17 protein-coding genes are annotated in these 17744 nt (G+C 67.5%); 10 read left to right on the top strand and 7 right to left on the bottom strand.

Annotated features, from left to right (window positions below; translation table 11 throughout):
- The first annotated feature begins 12 nt into the window (after positions 1-12).
- The 3 genes from V4U86_RS09340 to V4U86_RS09330 all read left to right on the top strand — a co-directional run bounded on the left by V4U86_RS09340 (position 13) and on the right by V4U86_RS09330 (position 4087).
- Positions 13-714, top strand: a complete 702-nt coding sequence (locus tag V4U86_RS09340; protein ID WP_395310966.1) for a phosphoadenylyl-sulfate reductase — start codon at positions 13-15, stop codon at positions 712-714.
- 10 nt (positions 715-724) lie between these two features.
- Entirely contained in the window at positions 725-1435 is a 711-nt protein-coding gene (locus V4U86_RS09335) for a sirohydrochlorin chelatase (RefSeq protein WP_395310965.1), read from the top strand.
- Between the two features lie 243 nt (positions 1436-1678).
- Positions 1679-4087: a lipase family protein gene (locus V4U86_RS09330; RefSeq protein ID WP_395310964.1), complete on the top strand. Its 2409-nt coding sequence runs from the start codon at positions 1679-1681 to the stop codon at positions 4085-4087.
- Between the two features lie 22 nt (positions 4088-4109).
- Here V4U86_RS09330 and V4U86_RS09325 read toward each other — a convergent pair whose 3' ends face one another.
- Complete coding sequence (locus tag V4U86_RS09325; protein ID WP_395310963.1) at positions 4110-5186, bottom strand: class I SAM-dependent methyltransferase; 1077 nt, start codon at positions 5184-5186, stop codon at positions 4110-4112.
- A gap of 194 nt (positions 5187-5380) precedes the next feature.
- Here V4U86_RS09325 and V4U86_RS09320 point away from each other — a divergent pair, with 194 nt between their 5' ends.
- Complete coding sequence (locus V4U86_RS09320) at positions 5381-6025, top strand: TetR/AcrR family transcriptional regulator (RefSeq protein WP_395310962.1); 645 nt, start codon at positions 5381-5383, stop codon at positions 6023-6025.
- Between the two features lies 1 nt (position 6026).
- Positions 6027-6962: a sterol desaturase family protein gene (locus V4U86_RS09315; protein WP_395310961.1), complete on the top strand. Its 936-nt coding sequence runs from the start codon at positions 6027-6029 to the stop codon at positions 6960-6962.
- Here the strand turns inward: V4U86_RS09315 and V4U86_RS09310 are convergent.
- The 6 genes from V4U86_RS09310 to V4U86_RS09285 form a co-directional block, all read right to left on the bottom strand.
- Positions 6959-8008 (bottom strand): sulfate/molybdate ABC transporter ATP-binding protein, encoded by a 1050-nt coding sequence (locus V4U86_RS09310; RefSeq protein WP_395310960.1) that lies wholly within the window; start codon positions 8006-8008, stop codon positions 6959-6961. The genes V4U86_RS09315 and V4U86_RS09310 overlap by 4 nt on opposite strands.
- Before the next feature lie 12 nt (positions 8009-8020).
- Positions 8021-8839 carry a sulfate ABC transporter permease subunit CysW gene (gene cysW / locus V4U86_RS09305; protein ID WP_395310959.1) on the bottom strand — a complete coding sequence of 273 codons (819 nt, stop codon included), beginning with the start codon at positions 8837-8839 and terminating at the stop codon, positions 8021-8023.
- Positions 8836-9702 (bottom strand): sulfate ABC transporter permease subunit CysT, encoded by an 867-nt coding sequence (gene cysT, locus V4U86_RS09300; protein WP_395310958.1) that lies wholly within the window; start codon positions 9700-9702, stop codon positions 8836-8838. Before cysT ends, cysW begins: the two co-directional genes overlap by 4 nt.
- Positions 9703-9736: 34 nt before the next feature.
- Positions 9737-10777, bottom strand: coding sequence for a sulfate ABC transporter substrate-binding protein (locus V4U86_RS09295; protein ID WP_395310957.1), 1041 nt, complete (start codon positions 10775-10777; stop codon positions 9737-9739).
- Between the two features lie 118 nt (positions 10778-10895).
- Positions 10896-10988, bottom strand: a complete 93-nt coding sequence (locus tag V4U86_RS09290) for an Ms4533A family Cys-rich leader peptide (RefSeq protein WP_395310956.1) — start codon at positions 10986-10988, stop codon at positions 10896-10898.
- A 148-nt stretch (positions 10989-11136) separates the two neighbouring features.
- Positions 11137-11331, bottom strand: coding sequence for a hypothetical protein (locus V4U86_RS09285; protein ID WP_395310955.1), 195 nt, complete (start codon positions 11329-11331; stop codon positions 11137-11139).
- A 44-nt stretch (positions 11332-11375) separates the two neighbouring features.
- Between V4U86_RS09285 and V4U86_RS09280 the strand changes: the two genes are divergently transcribed.
- The 5 genes from V4U86_RS09280 (at position 11376) to V4U86_RS09260 (ending at position 17698) form a co-directional block, all read left to right on the top strand.
- Positions 11376-12629 carry an FAD-dependent oxidoreductase gene (locus V4U86_RS09280; RefSeq protein ID WP_395310954.1) on the top strand — a complete coding sequence of 418 codons (1254 nt, stop codon included), beginning with the start codon at positions 11376-11378 and terminating at the stop codon, positions 12627-12629.
- 33 nt (positions 12630-12662) lie between these two features.
- Positions 12663-14651, top strand: a complete 1989-nt coding sequence (locus V4U86_RS09275; protein WP_395310953.1) for a glycoside hydrolase family 15 protein — start codon at positions 12663-12665, stop codon at positions 14649-14651.
- 78 nt (positions 14652-14729) lie between these two features.
- Entirely contained in the window at positions 14730-14942 is a 213-nt protein-coding gene (locus V4U86_RS09270; protein ID WP_395310952.1) for a hypothetical protein, read from the top strand.
- A 162-nt stretch (positions 14943-15104) separates the two neighbouring features.
- Positions 15105-16481, top strand: coding sequence for an LLM class flavin-dependent oxidoreductase (locus V4U86_RS09265; protein WP_395310951.1), 1377 nt, complete (start codon positions 15105-15107; stop codon positions 16479-16481).
- Positions 16478-17698, top strand: a complete 1221-nt coding sequence (locus V4U86_RS09260) for a GNAT family N-acetyltransferase (protein ID WP_395310950.1) — start codon at positions 16478-16480, stop codon at positions 17696-17698. Before V4U86_RS09265 ends, V4U86_RS09260 begins: the two co-directional genes overlap by 4 nt.
- Positions 17699-17744 lie beyond the last annotated feature (46 nt).

The following is a 17744-nucleotide window of genomic DNA, read 5'->3' as shown; positions in this document are numbered from 1 at the left end:
TCAGGTGATTGTGTGACTGTGCGGACCGAAGAGGATCTGATCGCGCTCGCCGAGCGCGGCGCGGCGGAGTTGGACGGCGCGAGTGCCGAGGAACTGCTGCGCTGGACCGACGAGCATTTCGGTGGCCAGTATGTGGTGGCCTCGAACATGCAGGACGCGGTGCTCGTCGAGATGGCCGCGAAGGTGCGCCCCGGCGTGGACGTGCTGTTCCTGGACACCGGCTACCACTTCGCCGAGACCATCGGCACCCGGGATGCGGTCGAGGCGGTCTACGGCGTGCGCGTGGTGAACGTCGCCCCCGAGCACAGCGTGGCCCGCCAGGACGAACTGCACGGCAAGGACCTGTTCGCCCGCGACGCGGCGGCCTGCTGCCGGATGCGCAAGGTCGAGCCGCTGGGCAAGGCGCTGAGCGGTTACTCGGCATGGGTGACCGGCATCCGTCGGGTCGAGGCCCCGACCCGCGCGAACGCACCGCTGATCAGCTGGGACGCCGCGTTCGGCCTGGTGAAGATCAATCCGATCGCCGCCTGGAGCGATGAGGACATGCAGGCCTATATCGATGCCAACGGCATCCTCGTCAATCCGCTGGTCTACGAGGGCTACCCGTCGATCGGGTGCGCCCCCTGCACCACCAAGCCGGCCGAGGGCGCCGATCCGCGCTCCGGACGGTGGGCCGGGCAGGCGAAGACCGAATGCGGGTTGCACGCCTCGTGAGCCACCGGTGATGTCGCCGGTACTGGTGTTGACCGCGCACGGCAGCGCCGACCCGCGCTCGGCGGTGACGACCCGCGCGGTGGCCGACACCATCCGCCGGCTGCGGCCGGGCCTGGACGTGGTACCCGCCTTCTGCGAGCAGACCGCGCCCAACCTGGTCGACGTACTGCGCGAGGTCGGCGACCGGGCGGTCGTCACCCCGCTGCTGCTGGCCGACGCGTTCCACGCACGCACCGACATCCCGGCGATGATCACCGCCAGCGGCGTGCGTGCCCGCCAGGCCGAGGTGCTCGGCGAGGACGACCAACTGGTGGCGGTGCTGCGCCGCCGCATCGCCGAAGTCGGTGTGGCCGTGGATGATTCGAATGTCGGTGTGATCGTCACCGCGGTCGGTTCATCGCGCCCGGCGGCCAATGCCCGCACCTCGACGGTGGCTCCTGCGGTAGCCGTCGGAACCCGCTGGGCCGGTGTCACCACCGCGTTTGCGACCGGGCCGAAACCGTCGCTGGCCGCGGCCGCACATCGCCTCCACCGGCTCGGGGCGGACCGCATCGTCATCGCGCCGTGGTTCCTGGCGCACGGCAGGATCACCGACCGGGTCGCCGATTTCGCTGCCACACATGATATTCCGATCGCCGCACCGCTCGGGTCGCACCGCCTGGTGGCCGAGACGGTGCTGGACCGCTTCGACGCGGCGCTGACGCTGGCCGCCGCCGCGTAAACACACCCCCGACGGTTATCCCCTCCCCGGAACGCGGTTCGGCCGGGCAACGGCACTCCGCCGCCCCACGCCGACATCTCTGGCAAATTTGGATGACCTCAAACCGCTGCCGGAATGTGACATCAGACTCATTTTTCAGCAAACAATTGACCTGATGATCGAGACCTCGAAGGATTGAGCGACGTCGCGCCGCGGTTCGCGGATCCGCGACGGACGGACATGGGGAGTCGGAGTTCTTCCCTGATGGCGGCGGGGACAATCGTGGCAGGCAAGCGGCACAACGGGGTGGTATCGGCGACCATTGACGGGTTCAGATCCCTGTCTGCCACCCGCCGGTTCTGGACGTTGACGATCGCACTGGCAACCAGCCTCACACTGCTCGCCCTGACCATTTTCAACACCACATCGTCAATTTCAGCAAATTTCTCTTCGCAAGGACTCCACATCGACCCCGGGCATCCCGGCAGTGTTGTGGAGATCAGCGCGCTGGCCTCCGTCAACCCCGAGATCCGTGCCGTCAGCACTACCTCCGTCCGCATCGTGTACCGCTCGACGGACGCCACGTCGGGGGAGCTCGTCGACGTGTCCGGGGCGTTCTTCCTCCCGGCCGGCCGCGCGCCCGCCGGTGGTTGGCCGGTGGTGGCCGTCGCGCATCAGGGCGAGGGCATCGACGAGCCATGCGCACCGTCGCGGACCAGCAGCCTGCTGGGCAACGCGCCCATCGTGGCCACGCTGCTGCAAAAGGGTTATGCCGTGGCGGTCACCGACTATGCCGGGCTCGGTGAACCCGGCCGGCCCAATGACTACCTCGACGTGACAAGCGCCGGACGCAACGTCATCGACTCGGTCCGGGCCCTGCGCGGGGTGTTTCCCGATATCTCGGTCCGGTGGGCGGTTTTCGGTATCGGGCTGGGCGGTGCGGCGGCGTGGACGGCCAATCAACAAGCTGACGGATACGCAGCCGAGATGGATCTGGTCGGCGCGGCAGCGCGTTCGCCGATGAGTGATCTCGGTCCGCTGCTTGAACGGGCCCAGACCGGGCCGCTGACCGTTGACCAGCGCAAGGTACTGCTCTGGTCGGTGGCCTCGTTGGCCCGCCGGCACCCTGACCTCGACCTCGACGATTACCGACACGGGATCGTCGCCCAGAACTGGGCCGATGTGACGGCGTGCTTCGGTGCCGGCGTCCGACGCGGCGAGATCGCGATCGCGGCGATGACTCCGGCAGACCTGACGCCCAAGACGCCCGAGGCCGCCGCCACCCTCGGCGACCTCATCTCGCGTCGCGCACTTCCGGATGCTCCCTTGAGTGCACCGCTGTCCGTCGTCAACGATGCCGAAGACACCGTCGTCGAACCTCAGTGGAACAACGAGGCAATAACCAAGGCATGCGGTCGGGGCGGCAGCGTCGCCTGGCGCACCAATTACGCCACGGGACGACAGAACACCATCGGCTACCACATCGAGCACTCGGTGGCAGACCAAATAAAGTGGCTCGCAGACAGATTCAACGGGCGACCGGCCTACAACGGGTGTGCCTCAATCGCAGCGAGCAGTGCCGGCGCCGGCACTGTGCTCTCGGCCGAGGACATGCCCGGCGTCGCCGCCGCATTCGGATTGCCCACTGGTTCACGGGCGGTGCGGGTGCTGTACCAGTCGACGAACGGCGACACCGGAGCGCCGACCACGGTCTCCGGGACCGTCTTCGCGCCGGCCGGCCACCCACCGCCGGGCGGTTGGCCGGCCCTGGCTTTCGGCCACGGCACCACCGGCATTCGCGAAGAGTGCGCTCCCTCCCTGTTGTTCCAGGGACCGGGATCCTGGTTGGCGGCCGCGGTCGGGCCCGCTGTCGCCAAGCTTCTCGAGATGGGTTTCGCCGTCGGCTTCTCGGACTACGAGGGTCTGGGTGCTCCGGGTATCCATCGATACGTGGACTTCCGCACGGCCGGACTGAACATGATCGACTCGATCCGGGCACTCCGAGCGACCTTTCCCGGTGTCTCGACGCGCTGGGCCGCCATCGGTACATCCCAGGGCGCCGGTGCTACATGGGCCGCAGATGAGCAATCCGACAGTTACGCACCAGAACTCGAGCTCATCGGCGCCGTCGCCTTGGCACCGCCGACCGATCTGACCGGTCTCGTCGACAAAGCCATCAGCGGTGACATCACCCAGAACCAACTCGGCGTCCTGCAGACCATTCTGGCCTCGTTCGCCCGTGCCGACCCCGGCTTCGACATCGACGAGTTCCGGCGCGGATCTGCCACCGGGAACTGGGAGTTGCTCAGCTCGTGCGACACGTCAACCACAGCGGCCCGAGCCGTCGCGCTGGAGTCGCTGACTGCCGAAGACCTGAAACCGGCAACGCCGTCGGCCGCTGGCCGACTGCGCGCGATGCTGGAGCAACGTAAGCTTCCGCAGCACCCGATGTCGGCCCCGATATTCATCGTGTACGGGGCCGAGGATCGTCTCATCGATGCCACCTGGACCTCGACTGCGATCACCCGCGCCTGTGCGCTCGGCGGCATGATCGCCTTCGAGGCACAGAACGGTCGAGGGCACGACGACCTGGACGCGAGTTCTGCGATCGGCTGGTTGCTCGACCGGTTCGCCGGAAAACCGGTCGACAGCGAGTGCCCCAGGCAGACGTGACACAGGTCGGCCGGGCCGTCCTTCAGGGTTGGACCTGGAACACCGCGTTGAACGGGGTCCGCGCAGCCTCGCGGAACCGGGTGAACCCGGCGCTGGTGACCACCTCACGGATGCGTGCCGGGCCGGCCTGGGTGCCCAGCGCCAACCCGACCGGCTGGGCCAGCGAGGACGGTGTGCACAGCAACGTCGAGAACCCGTAGTAGGCGCGCCCGACCGGCGTGAAGTTGTCCTCGACGCGGTCGCCGGCCGCCGGCTCCACGATCATCCAGGTGCCATCGTCGTCGAGCACGCTGCGCACGTGCCGGGCGGCCCCGACCGGATCACCCATATCGTGTAGGCAGTCGAACATGGTGACCAGATCGTAAGGGCCACCGGTGAACCCGTCCGCGGGTGCACATTCGAAGGACACCATCGCATCGACTCCGGCCAGCCTGGCCCGGTCGCGGGCGGTGTCGATCGACCCCGCGTGCACGTCGGTGCCGGTGAACTGCGACTGCGGAAAAGCCTGGGCCATCAGGATTGTGGAGGCGCCGTGCCCGCACCCGACGTCGGCCACCCGGGCACCGCGGGTCAGCTTCGCCGGGACGCCGTCGAGCGCCGGTAGCCATTCCGAGACCAGGTGCGCCGCATAGGTGGGCCGGAAGAATCGTTCGCACCCGATGTGGACGTCGGAGTTGTGGTCGCCCCACGACACGCCGGCGCCGGTCGCGGCGGCGTCGAAGATCTTCGTCGCGTCCCGCGCGGTGCCGTGCGCGGTCTGGAACAGCCCGATCACGAAGGCCGGACTGCTCTCATCAGCCAGCGCGGTGGCCTGCTCCGGCCCCAGCGAGTACCGACCCGACGACGCGTCGTAGTCGACGAAGTGTCCCGCAGCCTGGGCGTTGAGCCACTCCCTGGCGTAATGCTCATCGGTACCGGTGCGCTCGGCCAGTTCGGCCGGTGTGCTCGCGCCGTGACTGCTCAGCGACCGGTAGTAGCCCAGCCTGTCCCCCATCACGACCAGCGCGCAGTTCAGTGCGGCGCCCGCCTCTTCCACCGCGCGCATGACGAAGGCCATGAGCCGGTCCTGGTCGACGGCGGGGCTGCTGATGATGTCCATTTGACCTGTCCTTCCACTCGACTGCCGGAGGCCGGTCGGTCACGGAAGAGGTCGGAACATCGTGTCGGCATGCTGCGGCCCCATCACACGGCCGCCACCACCGATCAGGTCAAAACTACGCCGATGACAGCACCCACAGCGCATATCCACTCCGAGATAGTGGACCAAATTCCGATAACGGCTACTATTTGGATATGAACGATGATCCAAAACCGCGTCGCCTCACCCGTGCGGAGAGCAAGGAACTCACGCGGCGCCGACTGCTCGACGCCGCCGCCGGGATGTTCGCGCGCCGCGGGTATTCCGCCGCCACCGTGGACGAGATCGCCGAATCCGCCGGGTTCTCCGTGGGCGCGGTCTACTCCAACTTCGCCAACAAGGACGAAATGTTCGCTGCCCTGATGACCGACCGGGCGGTCGATCGGATGGATGCGGTCGGTGACATCATCCGGTCCGCCCAGGCCGAATCGGCCGATCCGCTACACGCCCTGGGCCGGATGCTGATCGAGATGGCCGACAAGGAGATCGACGCCGCGGTGCTGCGCACCGAGTTCTGGCTGCATGCGGTGCGCAATCCCGACCTGATGCAGATCGAGGCCGCGGCGTCTGCCAAGACTCTCGACGCTTTGCGCGGGATTCTGTCGAACATGTTGGAGCGCAACGGTGTCGATGTCGAGCAGGTCTCGGTCGACGACTTCGCCACCACCACGCTGGCCATGTTCGGCGGCCTGATCCGGCAGCGCCGCATCGAACCCGAACGCGTAACCGAGGAAATGTTCGGCCAGGCCCTGCGCTGGCAGCTCGCCGGCATGCCGCGCAAGCAGGACAGGGACCGCTGACATGGAATGGATCGGCAACATCGGCCTCTACGCGATCCCCGCGTTCCTGCTGCTGCTGAGCATCGAGTTCCTCGGCGACTGGCTGGAACGGCGACGCGATCGCAAGGCCGGCCGCGCACCGGACACCCGTGCGCGCGTGGGCTTCTCGGGTCGCGACACGTTCGCCAGCCTCGGCGTCTACGGGCTGGGCCGGTTCGCCAATCTGGTCGAGGATTTCATCCAGTTCCCCATCGTGCTGCTCGCCGCGGCACTGGCCCCGATGGCGCTGTCACCGACGGACTGGTGGGTGTGGGTACTGGCCATCGTCGGCGCCGATCTGGCCTACTATGCCCAGCATCGGATGCAGCACCGCGTCCGATTGTTCTGGGCGGCACACAGCGTGCACCATTCCAGCCAGCACTTCAACATGTCGACCGCGGTGCGGCTGCCATGGCTGATCCCGGGCCGGTTCCTGACCTCGGTGGTGTACGTCCCGCTGGCGCTGGTGGGTGTGCCCGCCTGGATGATCTTCCTGTCCCAGGCGGTCGTATTGCTCTACCAGTATCCGCTACACACCGAGCGGATCGGAAAACTGCATCCGGCAATCGAATTTGTCTTCAACACGCCATCGCACCATCGGGTGCACCACGGTTCCAACAACCCGTATCTGGACAAGAACTACGCCGGCATCCTGATCATCTGGGATCGGATGTTCAACAGCTATGCCGACGAGATCGAACGGGTGCGCTACGGACTGACCCACAACATCGACACGTACAACCCGATCAAGGTGAACTTCCACGAGTTCGGGTTGATGGTCCGCGACGTCTGGCGGGCCAGGTCCTGGCGGGCCCGCGTCGGCTATCTGCTGCGCCCGCCCGGGTGGACCGAGGAGCTGCCGACAGCGAAAGAGCTCTCGACCGTAGGCAACTCCCCCGGTCCCGGGCATGAAGGCTAGGTGAGGGCCTCGGCACGCACCTCGGCGCTCTGCAGTTCACCGGCGATCGGCGGCACCCGGGTGGCCCGCACGTACACCGTGTCGCCGGCGCGCAGTCCGAGCGCCTCGGCGTCGCCGCGGGTGATCTGCGCGGTGAAGGGGGTGCCGTTGACTGCGCTGGTCAGCTCGACGCGCACCTCGAAGCCCAGCGTGACGATCCGGTCGATGATGGCCTTGGTGACACCGGTGGACTCGCCCGTCCCGTCGCCGGCCGCGATGGCCAGATCCGGGTTGCGTCCCACCCGGATGTCGTGCGGGCGCACCAGGATTCCGTTCAGCAGCGACACCGTGCCCAGGAAGGACATCACGAACGGATTCGCGGGCGCGTCGTACACCTCGGTCGGCGATCCGACCTGCTCGATGCGGCCCTTGTTGAGCACCGCGATGCGGTCGGCGACGTCGAGCGCCTCGGCCTGATCATGGGTGACCAGCACCGTCGTGACGTGCACGTCGTCGTGCAACCGGCGCAGCCAGGCCCGCAGGTCCTCTCGGACCTTGGCGTCCAGCGCACCGAACGGCTCGTCGAGCAGCAGCACCTCGGGATCGACCGCGAGCGCCCGGGCCAGCGCCATACGCTGGCGCTGCCCACCGGACAGCTGGGCCGGATAGCGGTTCTGGAAACCGGCCAGGCCCACCACCTCGAGAAGGTTGTCGACCTTCTCCTTGATCTCGGGCTTGGGCTTCTTGCGGATCGACAGGCCGAACGCGACGTTGTCGCGCACCGTCAGGTGCTTGAACGCTGCGTAGTGCTGGAACACGAAGCCGATGCCGCGCCGCTGTGGCGGCACCCCGGTCACGTCGCGGCCGTTGATGGTGATCGACCCGGTGTCGGGCTGGTCCAGGCCGGCGATGGCCCGCAGCAGCGTCGACTTCCCCGACCCGCTGGGGCCTAGCAGCGCCGTCAGGGACCCCTTGGGCACCACGAAGTCGATGTTGTCCAGCGCCGCGAACTCGCCGTAATGCTTGTTCGCGCCCTTCACCGAAATGGCGTAATCGCTCACGGGCATCGGGCCTCCTTATCAGTCTTGAGTCTTGACACGCGAACGCTGGGCGTCAAACAGAATCTGGGCGACCAGCACGATCAACGCCACCGCCATCAGCACCACCGAGATGGTGTACGCGCCGTATGGGTTGCCCAGGGTGTATCGGTCGTGCACCAGCAGGGTCAGCGTCTGCGACTGGCCGGGCAGGTTGGACGACACCATCAGGACCGCACCGAACTCGCCGAGCGTGCGGGCCACGGTCAGCACCACTCCGTAGGTCAGCCCCCACCGGATCGAGGGCAAGGTGATCCGCCAGAACGTCTGCCAGGTGTTGGCGCCCAGGGTGGCGGCCGCCTCCTCCTGGTCGGTGCCCACCTCGTGCAGCACCGGTTCGACCTCGCGAATGACGAACGGGATGGTGACGAACAGGCTGGCCAGCACGATGCCGGGGAAGCCGAAGATGATCTTCAGGCCCCAACTGTTCTCCACGAACCCGAGCAGGCCGGCGGTGCCCCACAGCACGATCAACGCCACACCGATGACCACCGGGGACACCGCGAACGGCAGGTCGATCACGGCCTGCAGGGCGCTCTTGCCGCGGAACTTGCGCCGGGCCAGCACGATGGCCGTCGGCACACCGAAGATCACGTTCAGCGGCACCACGATCGCCACCACGAGTAGTGAGAGTTGCAACCCGGATTGCGCCGCGGGAGTGCTGATCGATGCCCAGAACTCCCCCAGCCCAGGGGCCAGCGCCCGCCACAGAATGGCGCCCAGCGGAATCACCAACAAGGCGAAGATGTACACCGACGCGATGAGCCGCAGGATCAGCCGAGTGGTACGGGACAGCTTCATCGGGCCGACTCCTCCCGCTTGGCGGCCCGTGCACCGAAGTAGCGGAGCACGAACAACACCACGAACGAGATCAGCAGCAGCACGATCGAGATCGCCGCCGCGCCGACACGGTCGTCGTTCTCGATCAGGGTCCGGATCCACTGCGAGGACACCTCGGTCTCGCCGGGGATGGCGCCGCCGATCAGCACGATGGACCCGAATTCGCCGATGGCGCGGGAGAAGGCCAGCCCGGCGCCGGACAGCAGCGATGGCGCCAACGCGGGCAATATCACCCGGAAGAAGATGGTGGCGTTGTTGGCACCCAGCGAGGCGGCCGCCTCCTCCACCTCACGGTCGAGTTCCAGCAATACCGGTTGCACGGCACGGACCACGAACGGCAGCGTCACGAACGCCAGCGCCAGCGCCACACCCCAGGCGGTGTGCTGGATGTGGATGCCCACCGGGCTGCCCGGCCCGTACAGCGAGAGCAGCACCAGGCTGGCCACGATGGTCGGCAGTGCGAAGGGCAGGTCGATGATGGCGTCCACCACCCGTTTGAACGGGAAGTCGTCGCGGACCAGAACCCAGGCGATCAGCAGTCCGAAGACCACGTTGACCAGCGTCACGCCCACCGAGATGGTCAGCGTCACCTTGAAGGACGCCAGCGCCGACGGGGAGGTCACGGCCGACCAGAACGCGCCCCAGCCGCCCTCGGCCGAGGTCCACAGGATCGCGGCCAGGGGCAGCAGCACGATCAACGACAGCCACAGGACCGCCACCCCGATCTGCAGGGTGGCGCCGCTGGGCCGGCGCGGCAGCCGTCCCGCAGCCGAGTCGCCCGGAGCAAGCTCCGGGCGGCTGGCCTCAGGGTTGGCGGTGCTCATGCGCGATTCGCTTCGCTTCTCGCTTGCAATGTCTCTAACCGGTTGCCTGCTTGTAGATCTTGGTGATCTCGCCGTTGTCCTTGTCGAACAGCTTCGGGTCGACCGCGGACCAGCCACCCAGATCGGCGATGCTCCACAGCTTCTGCGGTGCCGGGAACTTGTCGGCGAACTCGGCGGCCACGGCGGGATCGGACGGCCGGAAGCCGGCCTCGGCCCACACCTTCTGTGCCTCCGGGGTGTACTGGAAGTTCACGAACTCGGTGGCCTTGTCCAGGTGCTTGCTGGTGTTGACGACCGCGACCGGGTTCTCGATCTTGAACGTCTGCGGCGGGTTGACGTGCTCCAGGTTGTAGTGCAGCGCCTCGTTCTCATAGGCGAGCAGCACGTCGCCGGTGCCCTGTCGGAACACGTCGGTGGCTTCGCGGCCCGAGCCGGGACGCAGCTTGACGTGCTGGCTGACCAGTTCCTCGACGTAGGCGATGCCGGCCGCGTGGTCCTGGCCGCCGTTGCTCTTGGCGGCGTACGGGGCCAGCAGGTTCCATTTGGCCGCACCCGAACTCAGCGGGCTGGGCGTGATGACCTCGATACCGGGCTTGAGCAGATCGTCCCAGTCACGGATGTTCTTCGGGTTGCCCTCACGCACGGCGAAGGTCACCACCGAACCGAACGGCAGGCCCTTCTGGGCGCCGGCGTTCCAGTCCTCGTCGACCAGGCCGGCCTTGACCAGCCGGGTGACGTCGGGTTCGACGGAGAAGTTGACGACGTCGGCGGGTTTGCCGGATTCGACACCGCGGGATTGGTCCCCGGACGCGCCATAGGACGCCGTGATCCCGACGCCCTCGCCTTCCTGGGTGGCCGCGAACGCCGGACCGATCTTCGACCAACCCGGCTCCGGCACCGCGAAGGCCACCAGCGTCAAGGTCGTTTCGGCCTCGATGGTGTTGCCCTCGCCCGCGACATCACTGGCACCACCACTGCAGGCGGCGACGAGCGTGCTGGACAGTGCCAGAGCGGTCAGCGCGCTCCAGCGTTTGGTGGACGTACGTGCTTTGGCTTTTCCGAGGACACTGCGCATTGATGGCCTTTCCGGGCGGATGACGGGGACAGGGCTCCCGTACGTACGGAAAGGAGACGGATCAGTGCGCGACGCTGGGACATGCCGCTACCGACGCCAAACCGCAGACGGGTATGGGTCAGCGACAACAACAGACATCTGCAACAGCGGAAAAACCCACGGCAATGAGCGCCAACACATGGCTGCTCTTGTTGCCGGTCGCTGCGTGCATGGGGCGAAGAGTACCAGAATTGGCCTCCACCGCCCGTCGGGGCTACAGCGCGCGGGCCCGGCCTCTCAGCGGGTCAACAGCCACATCACGATGACCAGCAGCATCAGCGCGACCAACGCCAGCGTCACCCGCGACCGCGGCATTTGGTTCACGACGGCTCCTCATCCTGGTGTGCTGCCCGGCGCAGCAGCCGGATGCCGTTGCCGAGCGCGCCGTCGAGGACCACGGCGATCCCGTAGGCCAGCAGCAGCACGACAGGCATCACTATTGCGGTTTGAGCGACGAACCCCAGCCCGGACAGCCACAGCTCGACGCCGTCCCACCAGCTCAGAAATCCGCCCACCGAACCAACAGTAGTGCTCGACGGATCGGTGCGACCATGGAGCCATGCCGACCAGCGCCGAGCAGGACCCCTCGACCGGATGCATCGTCGCCGGCGGCGGGCCGGCCGGGATGATGCTGGGCCTGCTGCTGGCCCGGGCCGGGGTGCACGTCACCGTGTTGGAGAAGCATCCCGACTTCCTGCGTGATTTCCGCGGCGACACCGTGCACGCCAGCACCCTGACCCTGCTCGACGAACTCGGGCTCGGGGAGAGTTTCGCCGCCATACCGCACCGGTTGATCCGGTCGTTGCGGCTGTCCGTGCAGGGAGTCCCGGTCGAGATGGATCTGAGTCGGCTGCCCGGCCCGCACAAACACATCGCGCTGGTCCCGCAGTGGGATTTCCTGGAACTGCTGGCCCGGGCCGCCGAGCAGGAGCCGACCTTCACCCTGCTGCGCAGCAGCGAGGTGCTCGAACCGCTGCGCGACGGCCCCTCGGTCACCGGGGTGCGCTATCGGGACGCAGACGGCGCAGTGCACCGGCTGCGCGCACCGCTGACCGTCGCCTGCGACGGCCGAGGGTCCACGTTGCGTGAATCAATGACACTGGCGCCCAAGAGTTTCGGTGCGCCGATGGATGTCTGGTGGTTTCGGGTGCCGCGTGGCGAGGGCGACCCGGAGGGACTCGCCGGCGCGATGGGAGCCGGCCACGTGGTGGCCATGATCGATCGCGGCGACTACTTCCAGTGCGCGTTCGTCATCCCCAAGGGAGCTGACCGGAAACTGCGCGCCGAAGGCATCGAATCGTTGCACCGGCGGGTCACCGCGGTGGTGCCCTGGGTCGCCGACCGGATCGGCACCCTCACCTCATTCGACGAGGTGAAACTGCTGGACGTGCAGTTGAATCGGTTACCGCGCTGGTATGCCGACGGTTTGTTGTGTATCGGCGACGCCGCGCATGCGATGTCCCCGGTCGGTGGGGTGGGCATCAACCTGGCGGTGGCCGACGCGGTGGCCGCCGCGCGACTGCTGGCCGAACCGCTGCGGGCGGGCTCGGTGACGACCCGGCAGCTGCGCCGGGTGCAGATCCGGCGGTGGCTGCCCACCGTCCTGGTGCAGGGCCTGCAGAAGCAGGTGCACAACCGAGTGATCGCCGTCGCAGTCTCCGACGACGCCCCCGCCCAGGCGCCCGCCGGGGTCAAGCTGGTCAGCCGGATTCCCGTGCTGCGCAGGGTCATCGGATACGGCATCGCGATCGGTCCGTTGCCCGAGCATGCGCCCGAATTCGCCCGGCGTGCCCCCGAGGGCGCGCGCGACTAGACGTCGGCCCGTTCTGCACCCATGATGGGCGGCATGGTTTTGGAGCACAGCGAGCCCAGTCCGACGCCGACACCTTTCACGACGACGGCTCCCATCGCTTACGCGCCCTCCGCAGCCCTGCGAAACCCGTTCCCGCCCATCGCCGATTACGCATTTCTCTCCGACTGCGAGAACACCTGCCTGGTGTCCGCGGCGGGTTCTGTCGAATGGCTGTGCGTGCCACGTCCGGATTCGCCGAGCGTGTTCGGCGCCATCCTGGACCGCGGGGCCGGTCATTTCCGGCTCAGCCCATACGGGGTCTCGGTACCCTCGGCCCGGCGCTACCTGCCCGGCAGCCTCATCATGGAGACCACCTGGCAGACCCACACCGGCTGGATGATCGTGCGGGACGCGCTGGTGATGGGGCCCTGGCACGACACCGAGACCCGCTCGCGCACCCACCGCCGCACCCCTACCGACTGGGACGCCGAACACATCCTGCTGCGCACCGTGCGCTGCGTCAGCGGCGTGGTGGAACTGGTGATGAGCTGCGAACCGAACTTCGACTACGGGCGCAGCCCGGCCACCTGGGAGTACTCCTCATCCGCCTACGGCGAGGCGATCGCGCGGGCACGTACGGACCCTGAGGCCAACCCCACCCTGCGGCTGACCACCAATCTCCGGATCGGCCTGGAGGGCCACGAAGCGCGGGCCCGCACCCGCCTCACCGAGGGCGACAAGGTGTTCGTGGCGCTCAGTTGGTCCAAACATCCTGCCCCGCAGAACTTCGAAGAGGCCGCGGACAAGATGTGGAAGACCAGTGAGTCGTGGCGCCAATGGATCAACATCGGTGACTTCCCCGACCACCCGTGGCGGGCCTATCTCCAGCGCAGCGCGCTGACGCTGAAAGGACTGGTGTACTCGCCGACCGGCGCACTGCTGGCCGCCAGCACCACGTCGTTGCCGGAAACGCCTCAGGGCGAACGGAACTGGGACTACCGCTATTCCTGGATCCGCGACTCCACGTTCGCGTTGTGGGGCCTGTACACGCTGGGTCTGGACCGCGAGGCCGACGACTTCTTCTCCTTCATCGCCGACGTGTCCGGGGCCACCAACGGTGATCGCCATCCCCTGCAGGTGATGTACGGCGTGGGCGGGGAACGCAGTCTGGTGGAGGAGGAGTTACACCACTTGTCCGGGTACGACAACTCCCGGCCGGTCCGCATCGGCAACGGCGCCTACAACCAGATGCAGCACGATATCTGGGGCACCATGCTGGATTCGGTGTATCTGCACGCGAAGTCGCGCGAGCAGATGCCCGAGGCATTGTGGCCGATCCTGAAGAATCAGGTGGAGGAAGCCATCAAGCACTGGCGGGAACCGGACCGGGGCATCTGGGAGGTGCGCGGCGAACCGCAACACTTCACCTCCAGCAAGATCATGTGCTGGGTCGCGCTGGACCGCGGATCGAAGCTGGCCGAACTGCAGGGTGAGAAGTCCTACGCCCAGCAGTGGCGTGTGATCGCCGAGGAGATCCAGGCCGACATCCTGACCCACGGTGTCGACTCCCGCGGCGTACTTACCCAGCGTTACGGCGACGATGCGCTGGACGCCTCTCTGTTGCTGGCGGTGCTCACCCGGTTCCTGCCCTCGGATGACCCGCGCATCAGGGCCACCGTGATGGCCATCGCCGAAGAGCTCACCGAGGACGGGTTGGTGCTGCGGTATCGCGTGGAGGAGACCGACGACGGGCTGAGCGGCGAGGAGGGCACCTTTACCATCTGTTCGTTCTGGCTGGTGTCCGCGCTGGTCGAGATCGGCGAGGTGGCCGCGGCCAAACGGTTGTGTGAGCGGCTGTTGTCCTTCGCCAGTCCGCTGCACCTGTACGCCGAGGAGATCGAGCCGCGTACCGGACGCCACCTGGGCAACTTCCCGCAGGCGTTCACCCATCTGGCGCTGATCAACGCGGTGGTGCACGTCATCCGCGCCGAGGAAGAGGCCGACAGCACCGGCACCTTCCAACCGGCCAACGCCCCGGTCTGACACCGGCGCGCGCGGGGTTTTGATTTCCGGGTGCGCAAAACTATGGGCAGGACGCCCCGGGCCCGTCATCATGGCGGCATGACGCACGCACCCCGACCGCGACCGGAAGCCGATCTCCCGGCGGGGTTGCGTGGGTGCTGCCAGCGCACCGAGTTCGACCTGCTGCTCACGGTGGTCAACCGGACCGGGGCCCGGACCGCGGACCGCACCGGCAGCCACCCGGCCGCCCGGGGCGGCAACTCGACCGACTGGGGCGCCCTGTTCACCCAGCGGCAGCCGGTCTCGGTCTGATTCACCGCTTCCGGGCCCACGGCCAGGCCTGCGCCCCCCGTTCGCGTTCCACCACAGTTCGAGGAGATCGACGGTGGCCGCTGTTTCGGGCGAACATCGGCCATTTGCGTCTGCTCGCGCCTAATTCTGGGCACATCTCGGCTTCGGGAGCACCATGACGGCATGGGTTCACCCAAGCCGATCGTGCTCAACGGCTTCACGATGGATGCCGTCTCCCATGTGAACTACGGGCTATGGCGGCACCCCCGCGATCAGACCCACCGGTACAACACCATCGAGTACTGGACCGAGCTCGCCCGCATCCTCGACGACGGTCGTTTCGACACGCTGTTCATCGCCGACGCGCTCGGGTTGCTGGACACCCATGGCGGCACCGCCGACGCCTCGCTGCGCACCGGCACCCAATCCCCGGTCAGCGATCCGCTGCTGCTGGTGTCCGCGATGGCCGCGGTGACCACGCACGTGGGGTTCGGGGTCACCGTCTCGACCACCTACGAGCACCCGTATCTGCTGGCTCGCAAGTTCAGCACGCTGGATCACCTCACCAGGGGCCGGGTGGCCTGGAACATCGTCACCTCGCAGCTGGACAGCGCCGCACGGAACCTGGGGTTCGACCGGCAGATCCCGCACGATGAGCGCTACGAACGTGCCGACGAGTTCCTCGAGGTGACGTACAAACTGTGGGAGGGCTCCTGGGAGGACGGCGCCGTCGTTCGTGACCGCACCGCCGACGTGTACACCGACCCGGCCAAGGTGCACGGGATCGGCCACCGCGGGCGGTTTTTCACCGTCCCCGATGCGCACCTGTCCGAGCCGAGCCCGCAACGGACCCCGGTATTGTTCCAGGCGGGTGGGTCCCCACGCGGCCAGTTGTTCGCCGCACGGCATGCCGAGACCGTGTTCGTCGCCGGCGCCGATGCCGCGGGTATCCGCCGTAACGTGGAAACCATCCGGTCGCTGGCCGCAGACCACGGTCGCGATCCAGCGTCGCTGAACTTCGTCAGCGCCCTGTCGGTGGTGGTGGACGACACCGAGGCCGGTGCCCGCGCGAAACTTGCCGATTACCAGTCCTATTTCAGCATCGAGGGTGCGCTGGCCCACTACTCGGCCAGCACCGGCATCGATTTCGCCGGCCAGGATCTGGACGCCCCCATCCGTGCCCAACACACCGATTCCAACCGGTCACTGCTGAGCATGTTCGCCTCCGCAGATCGGGACTGGACGTTGCGCCAGGCCCTCGCACCCGCCACCGGCTTCGGGCGGTCCCGCACCCTGGTCGGAACCCCGGCCGCCGTTGCCGACGAACTCGAACGCTGGCTCGCCGATACCGGCACCGACGGGATCAACCTGATCCACATCCTCATCCCGGACAGCTTCCGCGATTTCGCCGAACTGGTTGTGCCGGAACTGGACCTACGCGGCCGACTGCGCCCCCGCCCGAAATCCCCGGCCACCTTGCGGGAACGGTTGCATGGTCATCCCCGGGTCCGCGATGACCATCCGGCGGCCCGCTACCGTGAGACACTTCGACTGCAATGAGCACACACGACATCCGGGTCCTGGAGTCCGAGGACGACCTGATCCAAGCCGGCAACCTGTTTCGCACCGCCATGATCGGGTTCCCGCCGCTGACCGAACAACAGCGCAGCCTCATCGGCAAACTCTCCGAACCCGAACGCACGTTGGGTGTCTTCGTCGACGGCAGGCTGGCCGCCACCGCCGATTCGACCACCAGCACGTTGACCCTGCCGGGTGGCGCCCGCGTGGGTCATGCGGCGGTGACCCATGTCGGTGTGCTGCCCTCACACACCCGCCGCGGCATCGCCACCGACCTGTTGGAACATCAGCTCCGCGACATCGCCGACGGCGGCGAAGTAGTGGCCTCGCTGCGCGCGTCGGAGGCCACCATCTATGAGCGATTCGGCTACGGGGTCGCGAGTTCCACTGCCACGATCGAAGTTCGAACCCGCCGAGCCGCGCTGCGCCCCGAGGTCGGGTCCGGTGGACCGGTGCGCCTGGTCGAGCCCGGCCACGAATGGGACGTGCTTGCCCGGATCTACGCCGACAACCGGGGTTCCCGGCCCGGTCGGATCGATCGCAACGCCACCTGGTGGCTGAATCAACAAATGCGCGCCGAGGCGAACCCGGCCGCGAGATTCACCGCCGTGCACGGTTCCCCCGGCGCGGAGACCGGGTTCGTGCGCTATCACCCGGTCGACACGGACGCCTGGTTCGTCAGCGAGCAGCGCAGTGTCGTCGTGGACGACCTGTTCGCCCCCACCGACGAGGCCTACCTCGGACTGCTGCGTTTCCTGCTCGACCTGGACTTGGTGGACCGGGTGGTGTTCAGCCTCGCTCCGGTCGATGACCCGCTGCCCTGGTTGCTGCAGGATCGGCGCGCCGCCGTGGTAACCGGGGTGCGCGACGAAACCTGGTTGCGCGTCGTCGATGTGGCCGCGGCGTTACGCGGTCGCAGCTATGCGAATGCGGACACGTTGACCCTGCGGGTCGAGGATCCGGTACTGGCCGCCAACACCGCGACCTACGCGATCTCCCGCGGCAGTGTAGAGACGACCACGGCCCCAGCCGGATTGCAGACCAGCGTGGCGGGCCTGGGCGCGGCGCTGCTCGGGGGAACCCGCTGGAGCGACCTGGCGCTGGCCGGCGTGGTTCGGGTCGATGACACGGCGGCGCTCCGCACGGCCGACGAGTTGTTCGCGGTGAGCCAGGCACCGCATTCCGGTATCTACTTCTAGCAGCCGGCTTGTGACACCGCGATAACTTCCCTGTGAGCCAAACCGG

The organism is Mycobacterium sp. AMU20-3851 (genome assembly GCF_043974665.1).
In the GTDB taxonomy this organism is placed as follows: domain Bacteria; phylum Actinomycetota; class Actinomycetes; order Mycobacteriales; family Mycobacteriaceae; genus Mycobacterium.
The sequence above is the reverse complement of the archived record's forward strand: the minus strand, read 5'-3'. Positions and strand labels throughout refer to the sequence as shown.

Coding starts and splice junctions, on each gene's coding strand:
- V4U86_RS09265 (WP_395310951.1), top strand. CDS start 15,105: ATGGGTTCACCCAAGCCGATCGTGCTCAACGGCTTCACGATGGATGCC.
- V4U86_RS09315 (WP_395310961.1), top strand. CDS start 6,027: ATGGAATGGATCGGCAACATCGGCCTCTACGCGATCCCCGCGTTCCTG.
- V4U86_RS09310 (WP_395310960.1), bottom strand. CDS start 8,008: ATGCCCGTGAGCGATTACGCCATTTCGGTGAAGGGCGCGAACAAGCAT.
- V4U86_RS09330 (WP_395310964.1), top strand. CDS start 1,679: ATGGCGGCGGGGACAATCGTGGCAGGCAAGCGGCACAACGGGGTGGTA.
- V4U86_RS09295 (WP_395310957.1), bottom strand. CDS start 10,777: ATGCGCAGTGTCCTCGGAAAAGCCAAAGCACGTACGTCCACCAAACGC.
- V4U86_RS09325 (WP_395310963.1), bottom strand. CDS start 5,186: ATGGACATCATCAGCAGCCCCGCCGTCGACCAGGACCGGCTCATGGCC.
- V4U86_RS09280 (WP_395310954.1), top strand. CDS start 11,376: ATGCCGACCAGCGCCGAGCAGGACCCCTCGACCGGATGCATCGTCGCC.
- cysT (WP_395310958.1), bottom strand. CDS start 9,702: ATGAGCACCGCCAACCCTGAGGCCAGCCGCCCGGAGCTTGCTCCGGGC.
- V4U86_RS09275 (WP_395310953.1), top strand. CDS start 12,663: ATGGTTTTGGAGCACAGCGAGCCCAGTCCGACGCCGACACCTTTCACG.
- V4U86_RS09320 (WP_395310962.1), top strand. CDS start 5,381: ATGAACGATGATCCAAAACCGCGTCGCCTCACCCGTGCGGAGAGCAAG.
- V4U86_RS09260 (WP_395310950.1), top strand. CDS start 16,478: ATGAGCACACACGACATCCGGGTCCTGGAGTCCGAGGACGACCTGATC.
- V4U86_RS09335 (WP_395310965.1), top strand. CDS start 725: ATGTCGCCGGTACTGGTGTTGACCGCGCACGGCAGCGCCGACCCGCGC.
- cysW (WP_395310959.1), bottom strand. CDS start 8,839: ATGAAGCTGTCCCGTACCACTCGGCTGATCCTGCGGCTCATCGCGTCG.
- V4U86_RS09290 (WP_395310956.1), bottom strand. CDS start 10,988: ATGCACGCAGCGACCGGCAACAAGAGCAGCCATGTGTTGGCGCTCATT.
- V4U86_RS09270 (WP_395310952.1), top strand. CDS start 14,730: ATGACGCACGCACCCCGACCGCGACCGGAAGCCGATCTCCCGGCGGGG.